Source organism: Neorhizobium sp. T6_25, from assembly GCF_002968555.1.
In the GTDB taxonomy this organism is placed as follows: Bacteria; Pseudomonadota; Alphaproteobacteria; order Rhizobiales; family Rhizobiaceae; genus Neorhizobium.
In genome coordinates this window covers 198503-215321 of the sequence record NZ_PVBL01000004.1, presented here as the reverse complement: position 1 = coordinate 215321, position 16819 = coordinate 198503, and the positions used below count along the sequence as shown (strand labels likewise).

The following is a 16819-nucleotide window of genomic DNA, read 5'->3' as shown; positions in this document are numbered from 1 at the left end:
ACCGCCCATGCCCCACAAGATGTCCCGCGCCTCCTATGCCAGCATGTTCGGTCCGACCACGGGCGACAGGGTGCGGCTTGCCGATACCGAATTGTTCATCGAGGTGGAGAAGGATTTCACCGTTTATGGCGAAGAGGTGAAGTTCGGCGGCGGCAAGGTCATTCGCGATGGCATGGGGCAGAGCCAGGCGACGCGGGCGGAAGGCGCCGTCGATACGGTCATCACCAATGCGCTGATCGTCGACCATTCGGGCATCTACAAGGCTGACGTCGGTTTGAAGAACGGCCGCATCCACGCGATCGGCAAAGCCGGCAATCCGGATACCCAGCCGGGCGTGACGATCATCGTCGGCCCGTCCACCGAGGCGATTGCCGGCGAGGGCAAGATCCTGACGGCCGGCGCCATGGACGCGCATATCCATTTCATCTGCCCACAGCAGATCGAGGAGGCGCTGATGAGCGGCGTCACGACCATGCTCGGCGGTGGCTCCGGCCCGGCACATGGCACGCTTGCCACCACTTGCACCGGCGCCTGGCATATCGAGCGGATGATCGAAAGCTTTGATGCCTTCCCGATGAACCTCGCGCTTGCCGGCAAGGGCAATGCGTCGCTTCCCGCACCACTGGAGGAAATGATCCTCGCCGGTGCCTCGTCGCTGAAGCTTCACGAGGACTGGGGTACGACGCCGGCCGCGATCGACAACTGCCTGACCGTCGCCGACGCCTTCGACGTGCAGGTGATGATCCACACCGATACGCTGAACGAAAGCGGTTTCGTGGAGGATACGGTCGCCGCCATCAAGGGCCGCACCATCCACGCCTTCCACACGGAAGGGGCCGGCGGCGGCCACGCCCCCGACATCATCAAGGTCTGCGGCAATCCGAACGTCATCCCGTCCTCGACCAACCCGACCCGGCCCTACACGATCAATACGCTTGCCGAACATCTCGACATGCTGATGGTCTGCCATCACCTGTCGCCGTCGATCCCGGAAGACATCGCCTTTGCGGAAAGCCGCATCCGTAAGGAAACCATCGCTGCCGAAGACATACTCCACGATCTCGGCGCCTTCTCGATCATCTCCTCCGACAGCCAGGCCATGGGCCGTGTCGGGGAAGTGGCGATCCGCACCTGGCAGACGGCCGACAAGATGAAGCGCCAGCGCGGCAGCCTGAAGGAGGAAACCGGCAATAACGACAACTTCCGCGTCAAGCGCTACATCGCCAAATACACGATCAACCCGGCGATTGCGCACGGCGTTTCCCACGAGATCGGTTCGGTCGAGGTCGGCAAGCGGGCGGATCTCGTGCTCTGGAGCCCTGCCTTCTTCGGGGTGAAGCCGGAAATGGTGCTGCTCGGCGGCTCGATCGCGGCCGCACCGATGGGTGATCCGAACGCCTCGATCCCGACGCCGCAGCCGATGCACTACCGGCCGATGTTTGCGGCATACGGCAAGCTGCGCACCAATTCCTCCGTCACCTTCGTCAGCCAGGCTTCGCTGGATGGCGGCCTTGCCCAGCGCCTCGGCGTCGCCAAGAAGCTGGTGGCGGTCAAAAACACCCGCGGCGGCATCTCCAAGGCCTCGATGATCCACAATTCGCTGACGCCGCATGTGGAGGTCAACCCGGAGACATACGAGGTGCGGGCCGATGGCGAGCTGCTGACCTGCGAGCCCGCGACGGTGCTGCCGATGGCGCAGCGCTATTTCCTGTTCTGAGGCGCTGGCACCTCGGGGCCCCTGAATGAAGACGTTTTTGCGCTGGCTCCTCGCTGCGGTCCTGTTCGTGGTTGTCGCGGTGGCCGTCGGGACGTTCATCCCGCGACCGTTGTTTGCGCCGAGCCGAGCGGCGGACCCGGCGGCGCAAAGGCGCATCTTGGTTCTGTCCAACCCGATCCACACGGACATTGCCATTCCGCTGGCTGAGGATACCCGCGCCGCCTTCGCTTTTCTGGAGCGGTCCGGAATTCCCGTTGCCGATCCCGGTGCGGAATGGCTGGTGCTCGGTTGGGGTGGGCGGGCCTTCTATCTTGAAACGCCGACCTGGGCGGACTTGAAGCCGCTGCCGGTGTTGCGGGCACTGACGATCGACAGTTCGGTCGTGCATGTGGACGTTGCCGGCGGGATCGATGAAAGCCATCCGGCGGTGATGCCGCTCGACCTGGAGGCGGCGGAATTCCAGCGGCTTCTAGCGTTCATCCAGACGAGTTTCAGCCGTCCGGCAGGCGAGGTGGCTGTGGTGGCGGACGCGGGCTATGGCGATAATGACCGGTTCTTCGAGGCAAACGGCTATTTCAACGCAGTTGTCGGCTGCAACACGTGGGCTGCCGCGGCACTTCGCGCCGCCGGATTGCGCACCGGCCTCTGGAATCCGTTGCCGCAGACGCTTACCCTCTCACTCAAGCTCTTCAATTGACCCCGGAGTATTCCATGCAGCACGTCCACTCCTATCACCCCGCCGGCGTGGTCACCGATCCGCCGATCGATATCGTCACGCTGCCGCATGATCTGCGGCATCTGCGCCGCAAGCTGCTGCATCTCTCCAATGGCGAGATGGTGATGCTCGACCTCAAGGAGGCCGTGCTCTTCCATCATGGCGACCGCCTGGTACTTGAGAACGGTGACACGATCGAGGTACATGCAGCCCCGGAAAAGCTCTTCGAGATCAGGGGCCGCGATACGCTGCACCTGATCGAACTCGCCTGGCATCTCGGCAACCGGCACCTTCCGGCGCAGATCGAGGAAGGCCGTATCCTCATCCTGCGCGACCACGTGATCCGCGCCATGCTGGAAGGACTGGGCGCCACGGTTGCCGAGGTCGAGGAAGGTTTCCAGCCCGCCCGCGGCGCCTATCATTCGCATGGTTCCCACGGCCACGACCATCACGGACATTGAGCCGCAGTGACCAACCTCGATACCAAGGTTCTTCTGAGGCTGATGGCCTGGCTCTCGCCGGCCTTTCCGATCGGCGGTTTCGCCTATTCGGGCGGGCTCGAACGGGCGGTGCACGATGGCCTCGTCAAGGATGCGGCAGGCCTGATCGCTTGGCTGACGAGCCTGCTGCGGCACGGCGCCTTGTGGAATGACGCCGTGCTGTTCGGCGAAGCCTGGCGGCGGTATGAGGACGGTGTCGCGTTGAAGGAGATAGCCGAATTGGGGCTGGCGCTTGCCGGCTCCACAGAGCGCCACGCGGAGACATTGTCGCTCGGCAAGGCATTCGCCGCGGCGGCATCCGCATGGCCGCATCCGGTTCTCGACCGCCTGCCGCCAGCCGCGCCGTTCCCCGTCGCGGTCGGTGCGATTGCGGCAGGGCATGGCGTGCCGGTAGCCCAGGCGCTTGCCGCCTATCTGCATGCTACTGTCTCGCAATCGGTATCTGCCGGTATCAGGCTTGGGGTTTCCGGGCAGGTGGAAGGGGTGGCCGTGCTCGCGGACATCGAGAACCTGATCAGCCAGATTGCAGAGAAGGCAAGCCTTGCCACGCTCGACGATCTCGGCGGCGCCGCAGTGCAGGCGGAAATCGCTTCTCTGCGGCATGAAACACAGCATTCGCGGCTTTTCCGCTCCTGAAAGCGGGCCTAAGCTGATGTCTGAAAAAATGGAAGGACGACATATGAAATCGGCGAACGGACCCTTGCGCGTCGGCATCGGCGGCCCCGTCGGCTCGGGCAAGACGGCATTGACCGAGAAGCTCTGCAAGGCGATGCGCGCGGACTATTCGGTCGCGGTCGTCACCAATGACATCTACACCAAGGAAGACGCCGAGGCGCTTGTGCGCATGCAGGCGCTCTCCTCTGACCGCATCGTCGGTGTCGAGACCGGTGGGTGCCCACATACCGCCATTCGCGAGGACGCGACGATCAATCTGCAGGCGATCGCGGGCCTGAACGAGCGTATACCGGACCTTGACGTGGTGTTCATCGAATCAGGCGGCGACAATCTCGCGGCGACCTTTTCGCCCGATCTTGCCGACATCACCATCTATGTGATCTCCACCTGCCAAGGTGAGGAAATCCCGCGCAAGGGCGGCCCAGGCATCACCCGCTCCGACCTGCTGATCATCAACAAGAAGGATCTCGCTCCCTACGTCGACGTCGATCTCGACGTGATGGACCGCGACGCGTATCGCATGCGCGAGGCCAAGCCGCATCTGTTTACCGATTTGAAGCGCGGCGTCGGCGTGGACCATGTGGTCCGGTTCCTGAAGGAGCAGGGTGGGCTTTAAAAAATTGAGGCCGGTGCCCCCTCGAAGCCACCGGCCTTATCTGCATGTCGCGGTCCCGCCGCCAGTGTCGCAACATGCATCCAAAGAAAGCCCGGACCCGCCCGGCCGGTCTCGCTTCGTTTAACTTCAGATCTCGCGCAGGGCCTGCACGTCGACGACCTGGATCACTCGCCCGCGCACCGTCACTCCGGTCCGCCGGAGAGTGGAGAATGCGCGGGAGAGTGCCTCGGGCGCCAATCCCAACATGCCCGCTAGCAGGTTCTTCTGGAACGGCAGGCGAATGGAGGCTGGGCCGCCATCCACTGGGCATCTTTTCAGTATATAGTCGGCCACCCGCTGCGGCGCCGTATGCAACCTGTCGTTGGCGACGCAGTCCATCGTGGTGATGAGGTGTTTCGACAGCGAGGTGATCACCGCCTTGGCGATATCCCGTTCCTGCTCGGCCAGATCCCGCACCGCCTGCATGTCGAAGCGGGCAAGCGTCGTGGCTTCGGCCGTCTGGGCATGATGGCGATACTTGGTGCCGCCATAGAGAAGACATTCGGCGAACGTGTCACCCGGGCTGCAGATGCGGATATCCGCCTCGCGGCCGTCACGATTGAGCTGGTAAAGTCGCACATAGCCGCTGAGAACGCAGTAAAAAGCGTCTGCGTTCTCGCCCTCGCGAAAGATCGACTTGCGGTTCGTCAGACTGATGACACTCATGGCCGACATCATCCGGACGAGAGAATTGCCGGTCAGGCTCGTCAGGAAAGGCGTCTTCATCAGGACGGCCCGGTCCCTGTTGTTGAGCTTGAAATTGCTGTTCATCATGTCCGCCGTCTCTTCCATAACCTGAACCGCCGCGCATTCCCGATGTCGCTAAAATAACAGGTTCATGAAATCAGAATTTGACATCGATCAAATCCGTGAAATTTTTCTGCAATCTCCGCGAGTTGGCTTGTTCCAACGAAAAACGCCGGGCCCAAGGGCCCGGCGCTATCGAAGATAAGGTTCGGAAATGGAGTTATTCGGCGGCCAGCGGCGGCAGGCGCAGCACGTTGCTGCTGGCTTGCGCACCGGGAGAGCGATCGTCGTTGGCGCTCGTCTGCCGTTCCATCTGGTTGAGGCGTTCTTCCAGGGATGCGATCGACTGCGCGTTCTTGCGAGCCTCCTGGCTGAGCTCCTCGTTGGAAAGACCGAAGTCCTCCTGTTCCTTCTTGCCGACCATGCGGCCGAAGATCTTGCCGAGCAGGCGCGACAGGTCGTCCATGATCAGGAAGAAGGATGGCACGACGAGGAGCGAGAGCACCGTCGAAACGATGATGCCGCCTATCACCGCGATCGCCATCGGCGCACGGAAGGAGCCGCCTTCGCCGACGCCGAGCGCCGAGGGCAACATGCCCGCGGACATGGCGATCGACGTCATGATGATCGGACGGGCGCGCTTGCGGCCGGCCTCGACCATGGCATGGACCCGTTCCAGGCCTTGCCGCTTCATCTCGATCGCGAAGTCCACCAGAAGGATGGCGTTCTTCGTGACGATACCCATCAGCATCAGGATACCGATCAGGACCGGCATCGACAGCGCGTTCTGGGTAATGATCAGCGCCACCGCCACGCCGCCGATAGCAAGCGGCAGCGAGAACAGGATGGTGAAGGGCTGGATGACGTCCTTGAAGAGCAGGATCAGCACCACGAGCACGAGCATCAGGCCCATCAGCATCGCATTGCCGAAGCTCTGCTGCATTTCGGCCTGCACTTTGGCGTCACCGCTTTCGGCCAGACGAACCGTCTTCGGCAACTCGGTCTCGCCGACGATCCGCTTGAACTCGGCCGATGCGGTATCGAGCGCCGTGCCGAAGGGCACGTCGGAACCGATCGCCACGACGCGGTTGCGGTCGTTGCGCTTGATCGAACTCGGGCCTTCCGAATAGTCGATGTCGGCAACGTTGTAGAGCGGCACGCTGGCACCGGCCGCAGTCTTGATCTTGAGCGCCCGGATCGAGGCCAGATCGCGCCGCACGTCGAGCGAAGCCTGGACGCGGATCGGGATCTGCCGGTCGTCGAGCGAGATCTTGGCAAGGTTGGCATCGACATCGCCGATGGTCGCGACGCGGACCGTCTCGGCGATCTGCTGCGGCGTGATGCCGAGGCGCGAAGCCTCCGCCATGCGCGGCCGGATCTGCAGTTCCGGACGGGGCAGGGCGCCTTCCGAGGAGACGTTGAAAAGGATCGGCGAGGCCCGCAGCTTCGATTCCAGCATGCTGACGGCGTCGTTCAGGTGCGCCTCGTTGGTGGAGAGGAAGTTGAACGAAAGGTCGCGCTCGGCGCGGTCGTTGACCTTGGATATCCGCACGTCCGGAATGGAGCGGACGGCAGCGAAAATGTCCTTTTCGACATCCCATTGCGGACGCGTGCGGCCATTTTCCTTGATCCTCGGCACAACGTCACGGATCAAGGGGATCGATCCCAGGCCCTTGTTGACCAAGGTCTTGACCAGCGAATGGTCGAGGTTCTGCAGGATGACGCGCACGGTTGCGCGGCGCAGTTCGAGGTCGCCCTTAGGTGACGCTCCGCCGAGGATGAAGACGCTCTCGACACCGTCGATATGGCGCACCGCATCATAGATGACGTCGGTGCTGGCGCCCGTTTCGTCGAGCGTCGCATTCGGCGGCAATTCCACCGACAGCACGACACGCGAGTTGTCGTCCGGCGGCAGGAAGCTGCCGGGGACCTGGGATAGCAGCATCACGGAGCCGATCAGGAAGCCGATTGCGGCGAGCATCGTCGTATAACGCCAGTACCAGCGGCGGGTCGTGCCGGTGACAAGGCGCGTATAGGCCTTCATGATCCAGCCGTCGTTGTCCTGATGGTCTTCCATCCCGTCTTCGGGGCTCATCAGATAGGCGGCCATCAGCGGCGTGATCAGTCGCGCCACCGCAAGCGAGAAGAACACCGAGAAGGCGACCGTCAGGCCGAACTGGATGAAGTACTGGCCCGGAACGCCCGGCATGAACGACACCGGCACGAACACGGCGATGATCGTGAAGCTGGTGGCGATGACGGCGAGGCCGATTTCGTCGGCGGCTTCGAGCGCGGCCTTGTAGGGCGATTTACCCATCTTGATATGCCGCGCGATGTTCTCGATCTCGACGATCGCGTCGTCGACGAGAATACCGGTCGCGAGCGTCAGCGCCAGGAAGCTTACGAGGTTCAGCGAGAACCCCATGAGGTCCATGATCCAGAAGGTCGGGATCGCGGACAACGGCAGGGCAACCGCTGCGATCAGCGTCGCGCGCCAATTCCTCAGGAACAGGAAGACCACGATGACGGCGAGGACCGAGCCTTCCACCAGCGTATGGAGGGCAGCTTCGTAATTGCCGTAGGTGAAGTAGACCGAGTCGTCGACCATTTCGATCGCGACGTTCGGATTGGCCTTGCGCACTTCGTCGAGGCTGGTGGCAACGGTTTCGGCGACCGAGACCTCGCTTGCACCCTTGGCGCGGAACACGGCGAAGGTGACCGACGGCGTGCCGTTGAAGCGCGAGAAGGATTTCGGCTCCTCGTAGGTGTCGGTGATGGTGCCGAGTTCGGTCAGCTTGACGAACTGGCCGTTGGGCAGCGTGATCGTCGTGTCGGCAAGCTGAGCGACGCTGCGGGCATCGCCGAGCGTGCGGATCGTCTGTTCGTTGCCGGCCACCTGGCCGCGGCCGGAGCCGAGGTCGACGTTGGTGCCGCGCATCTGGGTGCTGACATCGGCAGCGGTAATGCCATAGGCATCCAGCTTGGCGGGGTTCAGCGACACCCGGACTTCACGGTCGGAGCCGCCGTAACGGTCGATACGGCCGACGCCGGCCTGGCCCTGCAGGGCGCGCTTGACCGTGTCGTCGACGAACCAGGAGAGCTCCTCGAGGGTCATGTTCGGCGAGGAGACGGCGAATGTCTGGATAGCCTGACCTTCGACGTCGACCTTGGTGACGACGGGTTCCTCGATGCCGGCGGGCAGGTCGCTGCGGATCTTGTCGATCGCGTCCTTGGTGTCCTGCACGGCCTCGGCGGTCGGCTTTTCGATGCGGAAAACGACGACCGTCTGCGACTGGCCGTCCGTCACCGTGGACTGGATTTCGTCAATGCCGCTGATGGAGGCGACAGCGTCCTCGATCTCCTTCGTCACCTGCATTTCCAGCTCGGCGGGGGCGGCCCCGCTCTGGGTGACGGTGATCGACACGACCGGAACGTCGATATTCGGGAAACGGGTGATCGGCAGCGCGTAAAACGACTGAATGCCGACAATAAGCAGCAGGGCAAAACCGAGCATCGGCGCTATCGGATTGCGGATCGACCAGGCAGAGAAGTTCATGCGGCTCAACCTCAGTTCGCGATAGTGGCGGGTTCGGCCGGGACCGGGGCGATCTTGTCGCCGTCCCGAACGAAGGCGCCGGCCTTCGCAACGACAATGTCACCGGCCGTAAGACCGCTGACGACCTGCACGAAACCGCCATCCTGGATGCCGGTTTCAATCTTCACCTGCTTGACCACATTGTCTTCGACCTTGCGGGCGGTGGAACCGTTCCGCCCGGTGGTGACGGCGGAGAGCGGCAGCACCAGTGCATTGGTCTCGGTGATGACGATCTCGGCGCTCCCATACATGCCCGAGCGTGCGCCGGTTTCATCGTCGATGACGATATGCACAGCGCCGAGGCGGGTGACCGCATCGACCGTCGGGGAGACGAGCCGAACCTTGCCCTCGATCTTCACCTTGCCGCCGGCGACCGTAACGATCGCCTTCTGGCCGGCCTTGATCTTCTGGATGTCGGTCTCGGAAAGATCGGCGACCAACTCGATCGCGCTATCCTTGATGATCGTGAAGAGCGGATTACCGGTGCCGCTGGCGATCGCGCCGACCTTGGCATTGCGGACGGAAATGACACCGCCGACCGGCGCCTTCACGCCGGTGCGGGCGAGCTTCAGGTTGATGTCCTCGATCTGGGCGTCAACCACCTTGATGTCGGACTGGCCAACCGCGACCGCCTGCTTGGCGGCGTTCAGCTTGGCGTCGGATACCTCTACGAGCGCGTTTGCCTGTTCGAGCTGCGAAACCGTGCTGGTGCCGCTCTGGCTCAGGCGTTGCGTGCGGTCGCGCTGGCGTTTGGCGTCGGCAAGGTTGGCTTCCGCCTCGATCACCTGCGCCTTGTACTGCGCAAGACCAGCCTCAGCTTTTGCCTTGTTGGCCTGCAGCTGGCTTTTCTCAAGGATCAGCGCGTCGTCGTTCAACGTCGCAAGCACGCTGTCGGCCTTCACTTCGTCACCGACATCGGCATTCAGCGTCTTGATCGACAGGGCGTCGACGAGCGGCTGGACATAGACTTCCTCGACGGGCCTGACGGTACCGGTCGCGATGACGCGGTCGATGAGCGGCTTTTCGATCGCTTCCGTCACAATGATCGAGGGCAGCTTGATTTCCGTCTGCGCCGGGGCCGGCTTGGCCGCGTCCTGCGCAACAGCAGAATTGGGGATCAATACGGAGCCTGCGGCAAGCGCAATGCTGGCGCCGAGTGCAAGGCGAAGAGCCGGGATACCGGCGGACTTGGTAAACTTGCGAAACATGCGATTACTTTCAAACTGAAGTAAGGGGCAAATATTCCGCTGGGAACCGCTCCGGTCACGTAACGCCCCCTCAGCGCACGATAACCCGGATCAAGGTGGTAACCGCGCAAAACGGTTACAAGACCGGCAGCGAAAGATTCATCAACGCCGCACTTTTACGTGTTTGCGTTGCACAAATCAATCCGTCGCCCTTATGAGACGAATGAGTTTTAGTTATGTTTTGTGTGAGAAAAATTTCAAAAACGCGCGGCATGTAGCCGCGCGTTCTCTTTTAACAAGCCAGCGGCGATTATTATTTCAATGCCGCGTCGGTGATCTCGCTCGTATAGGCGCCTTCCGGCTTCTTGGTGATGATCTTCTGGTCGAGCAGCGCCTTGACCGTGCGGTCGTAGGTGGCAGTGTCGAGCTTGCCGGTGCCGGTGCCGATCAGCTTGGCCACTTCGCCCATCATCCGCTTCTGGTGGTTCTCGTCCTGGCCGCCATTGTCCATGACGATCCCGGCGGCTTCACCCGGATTGGCGATGGCGTATTTCCAGCCCTTCATCGACGCACGGACGAACTTCACCATGGTTTCCTTGAACTTCGGATCCTTGAGCTTGGTGTCCATCACGTAGAGACCATCCTCGAGCAGGTCGTTGCCCATGGCGGAGAAGTTGAAGACGACGAGCTGCTCGGGCTTGAAGCCGGCATCGATCGCCTGCCAGTATTCGTTATAGGTCATCACCGAGATGCAGTCGGCCTGCTTCTGGATGAGCGGCTGCACGTCGAAACTCTGCTTCAGAACGGTCACGCCGTCCTTGCCTCCGTCGGTCTTCAGGCCGAGCTTGTTCATCCAGGCGAAGAACGGGTATTCGTTGCCGAAGAACCAGACGCCGAGCGTGCGGCCCTTGAAGTCGGCTTCGGTCTTCACCGGGCCGTCCTTGGGGCAGATCATCTGCAGGCCGGACTTCTGGTAGGGCTGGGCGATGTTGGTGAGCGGCACGCCCTTTTCGCGGGCAACCAGCGCACCGCCCATCCAGTCGACGATCACGTCGGCGCCGCCGCCGGCGATTACCTGCTCGGGAGCGATGTCCGGGCCGCCCGGCTTGATCGTGACGTCGAGGCCTTCATCCTTGTAGAAGCCCTTGTCCTTGGCGACGTAATAACCGCCGAACTGGCCTTGAGCCACCCATTTCAGCTGCAGGGTCACCTTGTCGGCGGCCATCGCAGCTTGGGCTGCCGCGAGCGACATGGCGCCCGCCATCAGCGCAACGAGAATTTTTCTCATGTTTTTTATCCTTCCCTCTGAGGTTTGCCGGTTCCGCCGAAGCGGGCCGGATTTTTCGCGTTTAACCACCGCGGTTAGACGGATGCCAGAACGTCGTCGCTCTTTCGCCAAGCGCCACGACGCCATAAAAAACTGAACCGACCAGCGCTGCAACAGCGATTTCGGCCCAGACCATGTCGACATTCATGCGGCCGATCTCGGTCGAGATCCGGAACCCCATGCCGACGATCGGCGTGCCGAAGAATTCCGCGACGATCGCACCGATCAGCGCCAGCGTCGAGTTGATCTTCAGCGCATTGAAGATGAAGGGCATGGCGGCCGGCAGGCGCAGCTTGATCAGCGTCTGCCAGTAGTCGGACGCGTAGGAACGCATCAGGTCGCGTTCCATGGCGCCCGAGGCCCCGAGCCCTGCCACCGTGTTCACCAGCATCGGGAAGAAGGTCATGATGATCACGACCGCTGCCTTGGAATGCCAGTCGAAACCGAACCACATGACCATGATCGGTGCGACGCCGATGATCGGCAGCGCCGACATCAGGTTGCCGATCGGCAGCAGCCCACGGCGCAGGAAGGCAATGCGATCGGCAAGGATGGCGACGACGAAGCCGGAGGCGCAGCCGACGACGTAACCGAACAGCACCGCCTTGAAGATCGTCTGCTGCACGTCTGCCCAGAGGATCGGCACCGAGCTTGCGAGCCTTGCGCCGATCGAGGACGGCGGTGGCAGGATGATGAAGGGAATGCCGGCACCGCGGGTCGCCGCTTCCCAGAGGATCAGGATCCAGGCCCCGAAGATCGCCGGGATCAGCAGCCGGAGAAACGTATCGCCGGTTTTGGATTTGGCACGGATGCCGGACAGGACCGTGACGCAGCGCCAGGCAATCAGCCAGCAGGCCGTGATTATCAGGAAGAAGGCAAGCGTCGCCTTGCCCTCGTTGCCGGCGATGCCCGCAAGCAGCAGCCAGACGGCGAGATGGGCCGCGAGGAACAGGACCGTTGCGAGGAGGGGCTGGGAAAGCCTGGTGAACGAGACCAGGGCTGCGCCGGCGACGAGGAGAAAGATCACGGCGAGGGCGCCGGCGCCGAACGGTGAGGGCGCGTCCGCCGCCATCAGCGGCAGGGAGGCGAGGGCGGCGAGACACAGGAGCAGCGCCATCGCGCCCTGCCAGGAACGAAGTGCCACCGTCATGCCGGCCTCCCGCCCATGGAGCGATCGACGATCTTGGCGATGATCCCGACGATGGCAACGAGAGCCGCCGCCAGCACCGAACCGGCGATCAGCGCCGCCCAGATATCGATCGTCTGGCTGTAATAGGCCCCGGCCAGCAGTTTCGAGCCGATGCCGGCGACGGCCCCGGTCGGCAGCTCGCCGACGATCGCGCCGACCAGGCTTGCGGCAATTGCCACCTTCATCGAAGTGAACAGGAACGGAATGGAGGCCGGCACCCGGAGTTTCCAGAAGGTCTGGGCACCGCTTGCATAATAGGTGCGCATCAGGTCGAGCTGGATGATCTCGGGGGAACGCAGGCCCTTTACCATGCCGACTGCCACAGGGAAAAAGGAGAGGTAGGTCGAGATCAGCGCCTTGGGAACGAGCCCGGTGACGTTGATCGCGCCGAGCACGACGATCACCATCGGCGCCACCGCGAGAATCGGCACGGTCTGCGAGGCGATGATCCAGGGCATCAGGCTGCGGTCGAGCGCCTTCAGATGCACGATGCCGACCGCGATTAGGATGCCGGTCAGCGTGCCCATGGTGAAGCCGACCACGGTTGAAGAGAGCGTCACCCAGGCATGGTAGACGAGGCTGCGGTTTGACGTGACGCTGCGCAGAAACGTATTCTCGAAGACGTTGCTCACCACCTGATGCGGCGCCGGCAGGATGGGCTTCGGTTGCGCCATCGTCTTGCCGATGAACTCCATCGTCGTGGAGGTGACGTTGGCACGCCGGTCGAGATCCCGCTGGAACGGCGCGTTCATGAAATAGGCGGCGACGTACCAGACGGCGAGGATCACAACGAGGATGGTGAGGACGGGGATGATGCGGGATTTGAGGGAGTCGGGTTTCATGCCGCTGCCCTCTCACGTCTCAGCCCGGAGCCACAGAGGGGGGGATTCCCGGAATGCAAAACCTCACTCCTCATAACTATGCCCCGCTCTCAACCCCTCGCGCACCCGATGCGCGATCTCCAGGAATTCCGGCGTCTCGCGGATTTCGAGCGGGCGTTCCCTGGGCAAGGTCGATTCGATCACGTCGGTCACCCGGCCCGGACGCGGCGACATGACGACGATGCGGGTCGAGAGGTAGACTGCCTCCGGGATGGAGTGGGTGACGAAACAGATGGTCTTTTCGGTGCGCGCCCACAGCTTCAGCAGCTGCTCGTTCAGGTGATCACGGACGATCTCGTCGAGCGCGCCGAAGGGTTCGTCCATCAAAAGCAGGTCGGCGTCGAAGGCGAGCGCACGGGCGATGGAGGCGCGCTGCTGCATGCCGCCGGAAAGCTGCCAGGGGTATTTCTTGCCGAAGCCGGAAAGGTTGACGAGGTCGAGGGTGCGCTCGATGCGCGCTTTGCGATCCACCGACGAATAGCCCATGATTTCCAGAGGGAGGGCGATATTCTTCTCGATCGTCCGCCACGGATAAAGCGCCGGCGCCTGGAAGACGTAACCGTAGGAGCGCGATTTGCGTGCCTCTTCCGGCGTCATGCCGTTGACGGTGATCTCGCCGGCAGTCGCCTTTTCGAGATCGGCGATGACGCGCAGGAAAGTCGTCTTGCCACAGCCGGACGGGCCGATGAAGGAGACGAAATCCCCCTTGTTCACCGTGAGATCGACATTCGACAGCGCATGTACCGGCCCGTCACCGGTCTCGAAGGTCAGGCCGAGCTTTTTGGCCGAAACGACGGAGGATGGAGCATTGTTCATCGGCATTTGGGCATGGGTCCGAGTTTGGTGCCGTCCGGGAAACTGACGGTATAGCCTTTGGCGGATTTGGTGAGCGTAGCGGTGTCTTCCGGTCCGACTTCCCCGTCGGCCTCGCATGCTGCCTTGATGGTGAAACCGTTCGCCGTCTTCTTCGGCATGCCTTTGAATTCGCAGGCGGAAACGGAAGTCGTCACGCCGTCGTCGTTCAGCAGCAGGAAATCATCGGCACCGGACGATTCGCCGGTCCTGGCGTAAATGCAGCCTTCCTTGCTGCCATAGGCGCCGTCGAGGAAGGTCGCGGCCTTGGCGGGAACGGCAATCGAGATCGTGGCAAGGACCGCCGATGCGATGCTGAAGTGGATTGTATTCAGTGACATTTCCCGAAAGGCCCCCATTCAAGTCCGTCTGCGAAGCGTACAGTATAGACATCACCGTTGCGCAGGATATCGATCATTGCGGTGTCCAAGAGCCCTCTCTTTTCGTCTGTCTCGGCTGCCGCTCTTGAGCCGGCGTGATATGCTGGCGGCGGATCCCGTTCGACGGAGGAACCTGGCGATGGACAGTGCATCAAAACCCACCTGCCGTGTCGTCAAGCCCGGTGCGGCCTACGACGGCAAGCAGGGCCTGAGCTATTTCGAGGGGATCGCGGCGGAAACGGTCGGCTCCAAGGGCATTTGCATGCATCTTGTCACCATCCCGCCAGGCGCGCGGGCGAAGGCCCATCTGCATGAAACCCACGAGACGGCCATCTACGTGCTCTCCGGCTCGGCCATCACCTGGTACGGCGACCGGCTGGAGGAATGCGCCGAACTCTCGGCCGGCGAGATGATGTATATCCCCGCCGGCGTCCCGCATCTGCCGGCCAACATTTCCGACGCGCCCTGTTCGGCGGTCATCGCCCGCACCGACCCGAACGAACAGGAAAGCGTGGTGCTGCTGCCGGAGCTGGACGGCTTGGTGAAGGGGTGACCTCTGCGGAAAGGACATCGTTTCCCGTTCAAACCCCGCTGGCCGGAATGCCTGCGCGTTCCACCTTGCGCGGCGAGGTCAGTTCCTTCCAGGTCGACAGCGCCTTGTTGACCGCCGGATAAGGCTCGCGCTTGACGAACTGGCCGTGGCCTTCCTGCGTCCTGATCGCCCCGTCCTCGATCGCGACCACGCCGCGGGTCAACGTGTAGCGCGGCAGACCGGTGACTTCCTTGCCCTCGAAGACGTTGTAGTCGATCGCCGACTGCTGGGTCTTGGCCGAAATGGTCTTCGACTTGTTCGGATCGAGAACGACGATATCTGCGTCGGCGCCGACCAGGATCGCGCCCTTCCTCGGATAGATGTTGAGGATTTTCGCTATGTTGGTGGAGGTCACTGCCACGAACTCGTTCATGGTGATGCGGCCGGTTGCGACGCCATGCGTCCACAGCATCGGCAGCCGGTCTTCGAGGCCGCCGGTTCCATTCGGGATCTTTCTGAAATCGCCGAGACCGGTGCGCTTCTGGTCGGTCGTGAACGCGCAGTGGTCGGTTGCTACCACCTGCAGCGAGCCGGAGGCGAGGCCCGCCCAGAGGCTGTCCTGATGCTGCTTGCTGCGGAAGGGTGGGCTCATCACCCGGCGGGCCGAATGGTCCCAGTCCTTGTTGAAATATTCGCTCTCGTCGAGCGTCAGGTGCTGGATCAGCGGCTCGCCATAAACGCGCATGCCGTTCTGGCGGGCGCGGCGGATCGCTTCATGGGCCTGCTCGCAGGATGTGTGGACGACATAGAGGGGCACGCCTGCCATGTCGGCAATGATGATGGCGCGGTTGGTCGCCTCGCCTTCGACGGAGGCGGGACGGGAATAGGCGTGTGCCTCTGGCCCGTTATTGCCCTCGTCCATCAGCTTGGTCTGCATGGCGGCAACGACGTCGCCGTTTTCGGCATGAACGAGCGGCAGGGCACCGAGTTCGGCGCAGCGCGAGAACGAGGCGAACATCTCGTCGTCGTTCACCATCAACGCGCCCTTGTAGGCCATGAAGTGCTTGAAGGTGTTGATGCCGTGATGCGCGACGACCGCTTTCATCTCGTTGAAGACCTGCTCGCCCCACCAGGTGACCGACATGTGGAAGGAATAGTCACAATTGGCGCGGGTCGCCTTGTTGTCCCAGCGCTTCAGCGCGTCGAGGAGGGACTGGCCGGGCTCGGGCAGGCAGAAATCGACCACCATGGTGGTGCCGCCGGCAAGTGCTGCCCGCGTGCCGCTCTCGAAATCGTCGGCGGAATAGGTGCCCATGAATGGCATTTCCAAATGCACATGCGGATCGATCCCGCCCGGCATGACGTAACAGCCGGCGGCGTCGAGCGTGGTGTCGCCGAAAAGGTTCGGGCCGATCTCGATGATCCGGCCGCCGTCGATCTTCACGTCCGCCTTGTAGGTCAGGTCGGCCGTGACGATGGTTCCACCCTTGATGACTGTGGTCATTGTTGTTCCCCTTTTCTTGTCGGTTCCCTTACGGGCGCGATGGTGTGCGTCAAGCCAGTGATGTGGACGAGCGCAACTTCGATCTGCCTCATGTCGCTGTCGGCCAATCGGCCGATCCGCTGGCCGATGACCTCTTTTCTGACCGGCGTGATCTTTTCGACCATGACCTGCGACGGATATTGAAGTCCGTTCTGAGCACTGGGCTCGATGATCGGCCGAAGAAGCGGTGCCTCAAGCAGATGGGTCGTCAAAGGGCAGGCAAGAGCCGTCGTATAGGTCACGAGAAACTCGTCAGCCTGAAGAATGACGGCGGGCCGAGGTTTGCCAAGTTCACCGGGAAAAACCGCGATCACGACGTCTCCT

The 16819-nt window shown here is 62.4% G+C and carries 16 protein-coding genes; 6 read left to right on the top strand and 10 right to left on the bottom strand.

Annotated elements, in window-relative coordinates:
• The first annotated feature begins 7 nt into the window (after positions 1–7).
• From ureC to ureG, 5 genes are read left to right on the top strand one after another with little or no spacing between them, the layout of a single operon-like run.
• Positions 8–1717, top strand: coding sequence for an urease subunit alpha (gene ureC, locus C5L10_RS07550; protein WP_105429135.1), 1710 nt, complete (start codon positions 8–10; stop codon positions 1715–1717).
• Between the two features lie 25 nt (positions 1718–1742).
• Positions 1743–2414, top strand: coding sequence for a TIGR02117 family protein (locus tag C5L10_RS07545; protein WP_105429134.1), 672 nt, complete (start codon positions 1743–1745; stop codon positions 2412–2414).
• 14 nt (positions 2415–2428) lie between these two features.
• Positions 2429–2893, top strand: a complete 465-nt coding sequence (ureE, locus tag C5L10_RS07540; protein ID WP_105429133.1) for an urease accessory protein UreE — start codon at positions 2429–2431, stop codon at positions 2891–2893.
• A gap of 42 nt (positions 2894–2935) precedes the next feature.
• Positions 2936–3568, top strand: coding sequence for an urease accessory protein UreF (locus C5L10_RS07535; RefSeq protein ID WP_105429233.1), 633 nt, complete (start codon positions 2936–2938; stop codon positions 3566–3568).
• 43 nt (positions 3569–3611) lie between these two features.
• Positions 3612–4223 (top strand): urease accessory protein UreG, encoded by a 612-nt coding sequence (ureG, locus tag C5L10_RS07530; RefSeq protein WP_105429132.1) that lies wholly within the window; start codon positions 3612–3614, stop codon positions 4221–4223.
• A gap of 126 nt (positions 4224–4349) precedes the next feature.
• Here ureG and C5L10_RS07525 read toward each other — a convergent pair whose 3' ends face one another.
• The 8 genes from C5L10_RS07525 to C5L10_RS07490 form a co-directional block, all read right to left on the bottom strand.
• Positions 4350–5033, bottom strand: a complete 684-nt coding sequence (locus C5L10_RS07525; RefSeq protein WP_046635546.1) for a Crp/Fnr family transcriptional regulator — start codon at positions 5031–5033, stop codon at positions 4350–4352.
• Positions 5034–5229: 196 nt separating this feature from the next.
• Positions 5230–8565 (bottom strand): efflux RND transporter permease subunit, encoded by a 3336-nt coding sequence (locus C5L10_RS07520; protein ID WP_105429131.1) that lies wholly within the window; start codon positions 8563–8565, stop codon positions 5230–5232.
• An 11-nt stretch (positions 8566–8576) separates the two neighbouring features.
• A complete protein-coding gene (locus tag C5L10_RS07515) occupies positions 8577–9812 on the bottom strand; it encodes an efflux RND transporter periplasmic adaptor subunit (protein WP_080951132.1) in 1236 nt (411 codons plus the stop codon).
• A 292-nt stretch (positions 9813–10104) separates the two neighbouring features.
• A complete protein-coding gene (locus C5L10_RS07510; RefSeq protein ID WP_105429130.1) occupies positions 10105–11079 on the bottom strand; it encodes an ABC transporter substrate-binding protein in 975 nt (324 codons plus the stop codon).
• 61 nt (positions 11080–11140) lie between these two features.
• Entirely contained in the window at positions 11141–12268 is a 1128-nt protein-coding gene (locus C5L10_RS07505; RefSeq protein ID WP_105429129.1) for an ABC transporter permease, read from the bottom strand.
• Positions 12265–13149 carry an ABC transporter permease gene (locus C5L10_RS07500; RefSeq protein WP_046666674.1) on the bottom strand — a complete coding sequence of 295 codons (885 nt, stop codon included), beginning with the start codon at positions 13147–13149 and terminating at the stop codon, positions 12265–12267. Before C5L10_RS07500 ends, C5L10_RS07505 begins: the two co-directional genes overlap by 4 nt.
• Before the next feature lie 63 nt (positions 13150–13212).
• Positions 13213–14004, bottom strand: coding sequence for an ABC transporter ATP-binding protein (locus C5L10_RS07495; RefSeq protein ID WP_046666673.1), 792 nt, complete (start codon positions 14002–14004; stop codon positions 13213–13215).
• Positions 14001–14381: a hypothetical protein gene (locus tag C5L10_RS07490; RefSeq protein ID WP_172716937.1), complete on the bottom strand. Its 381-nt coding sequence runs from the start codon at positions 14379–14381 to the stop codon at positions 14001–14003. The genes C5L10_RS07495 and C5L10_RS07490 overlap by 4 nt, the downstream gene beginning before the upstream one ends.
• A 178-nt stretch (positions 14382–14559) precedes the next feature.
• Between C5L10_RS07490 and C5L10_RS07485 the strand changes: the two genes are divergently transcribed.
• Positions 14560–14973 carry a cupin domain-containing protein gene (locus tag C5L10_RS07485; protein ID WP_105429127.1) on the top strand — a complete coding sequence of 138 codons (414 nt, stop codon included), beginning with the start codon at positions 14560–14562 and terminating at the stop codon, positions 14971–14973.
• Positions 14974–15001: 28 nt separating this feature from the next.
• On the opposite strand, the gene hydA is transcribed toward C5L10_RS07485, so the two are convergent.
• Both hydA and C5L10_RS07475 read right to left on the bottom strand, forming a co-directional pair.
• Positions 15002–16456: a dihydropyrimidinase gene (gene hydA / locus C5L10_RS07480; RefSeq protein ID WP_105429126.1), complete on the bottom strand. Its 1455-nt coding sequence runs from the start codon at positions 16454–16456 to the stop codon at positions 15002–15004.
• Complete coding sequence (locus C5L10_RS07475; protein WP_172716936.1) at positions 16453–16809, bottom strand: type II toxin-antitoxin system PemK/MazF family toxin; 357 nt, start codon at positions 16807–16809, stop codon at positions 16453–16455. The genes hydA and C5L10_RS07475 overlap by 4 nt, the downstream gene beginning before the upstream one ends.
• Between the last annotated feature and the right edge of the window lie 10 nt (positions 16810–16819).

Bases quoted from the DNA above. Each gene is read 5' to 3' on its own strand.
- ureC (WP_105429135.1), top strand. From the start codon at position 8: ATGCCCCACAAGATGTCCCGCGCCTCCTATGCCAGCATGTTCGGTCCG.
- C5L10_RS07545 (WP_105429134.1), top strand. From the start codon at position 1,743: ATGAAGACGTTTTTGCGCTGGCTCCTCGCTGCGGTCCTGTTCGTGGTT.
- ureE (WP_105429133.1), top strand. From the start codon at position 2,429: ATGCAGCACGTCCACTCCTATCACCCCGCCGGCGTGGTCACCGATCCG.
- C5L10_RS07535 (WP_105429233.1), top strand. From the start codon at position 2,936: ATGGCCTGGCTCTCGCCGGCCTTTCCGATCGGCGGTTTCGCCTATTCG.
- ureG (WP_105429132.1), top strand. From the start codon at position 3,612: ATGAAATCGGCGAACGGACCCTTGCGCGTCGGCATCGGCGGCCCCGTC.
- C5L10_RS07525 (WP_046635546.1), bottom strand. From the start codon at position 5,033: ATGAACAGCAATTTCAAGCTCAACAACAGGGACCGGGCCGTCCTGATG.
- C5L10_RS07520 (WP_105429131.1), bottom strand. From the start codon at position 8,565: ATGAACTTCTCTGCCTGGTCGATCCGCAATCCGATAGCGCCGATGCTC.
- C5L10_RS07515 (WP_080951132.1), bottom strand. From the start codon at position 9,812: ATGTTTCGCAAGTTTACCAAGTCCGCCGGTATCCCGGCTCTTCGCCTT.
- C5L10_RS07510 (WP_105429130.1), bottom strand. From the start codon at position 11,079: ATGAGAAAAATTCTCGTTGCGCTGATGGCGGGCGCCATGTCGCTCGCG.
- C5L10_RS07505 (WP_105429129.1), bottom strand. From the start codon at position 12,268: ATGACGGTGGCACTTCGTTCCTGGCAGGGCGCGATGGCGCTGCTCCTG.
- C5L10_RS07500 (WP_046666674.1), bottom strand. From the start codon at position 13,149: ATGAAACCCGACTCCCTCAAATCCCGCATCATCCCCGTCCTCACCATC.
- C5L10_RS07495 (WP_046666673.1), bottom strand. From the start codon at position 14,004: ATGAACAATGCTCCATCCTCCGTCGTTTCGGCCAAAAAGCTCGGCCTG.
- C5L10_RS07490 (WP_172716937.1), bottom strand. From the start codon at position 14,381: ATGTCACTGAATACAATCCACTTCAGCATCGCATCGGCGGTCCTTGCC.
- C5L10_RS07485 (WP_105429127.1), top strand. From the start codon at position 14,560: ATGGACAGTGCATCAAAACCCACCTGCCGTGTCGTCAAGCCCGGTGCG.
- hydA (WP_105429126.1), bottom strand. From the start codon at position 16,456: ATGACCACAGTCATCAAGGGTGGAACCATCGTCACGGCCGACCTGACC.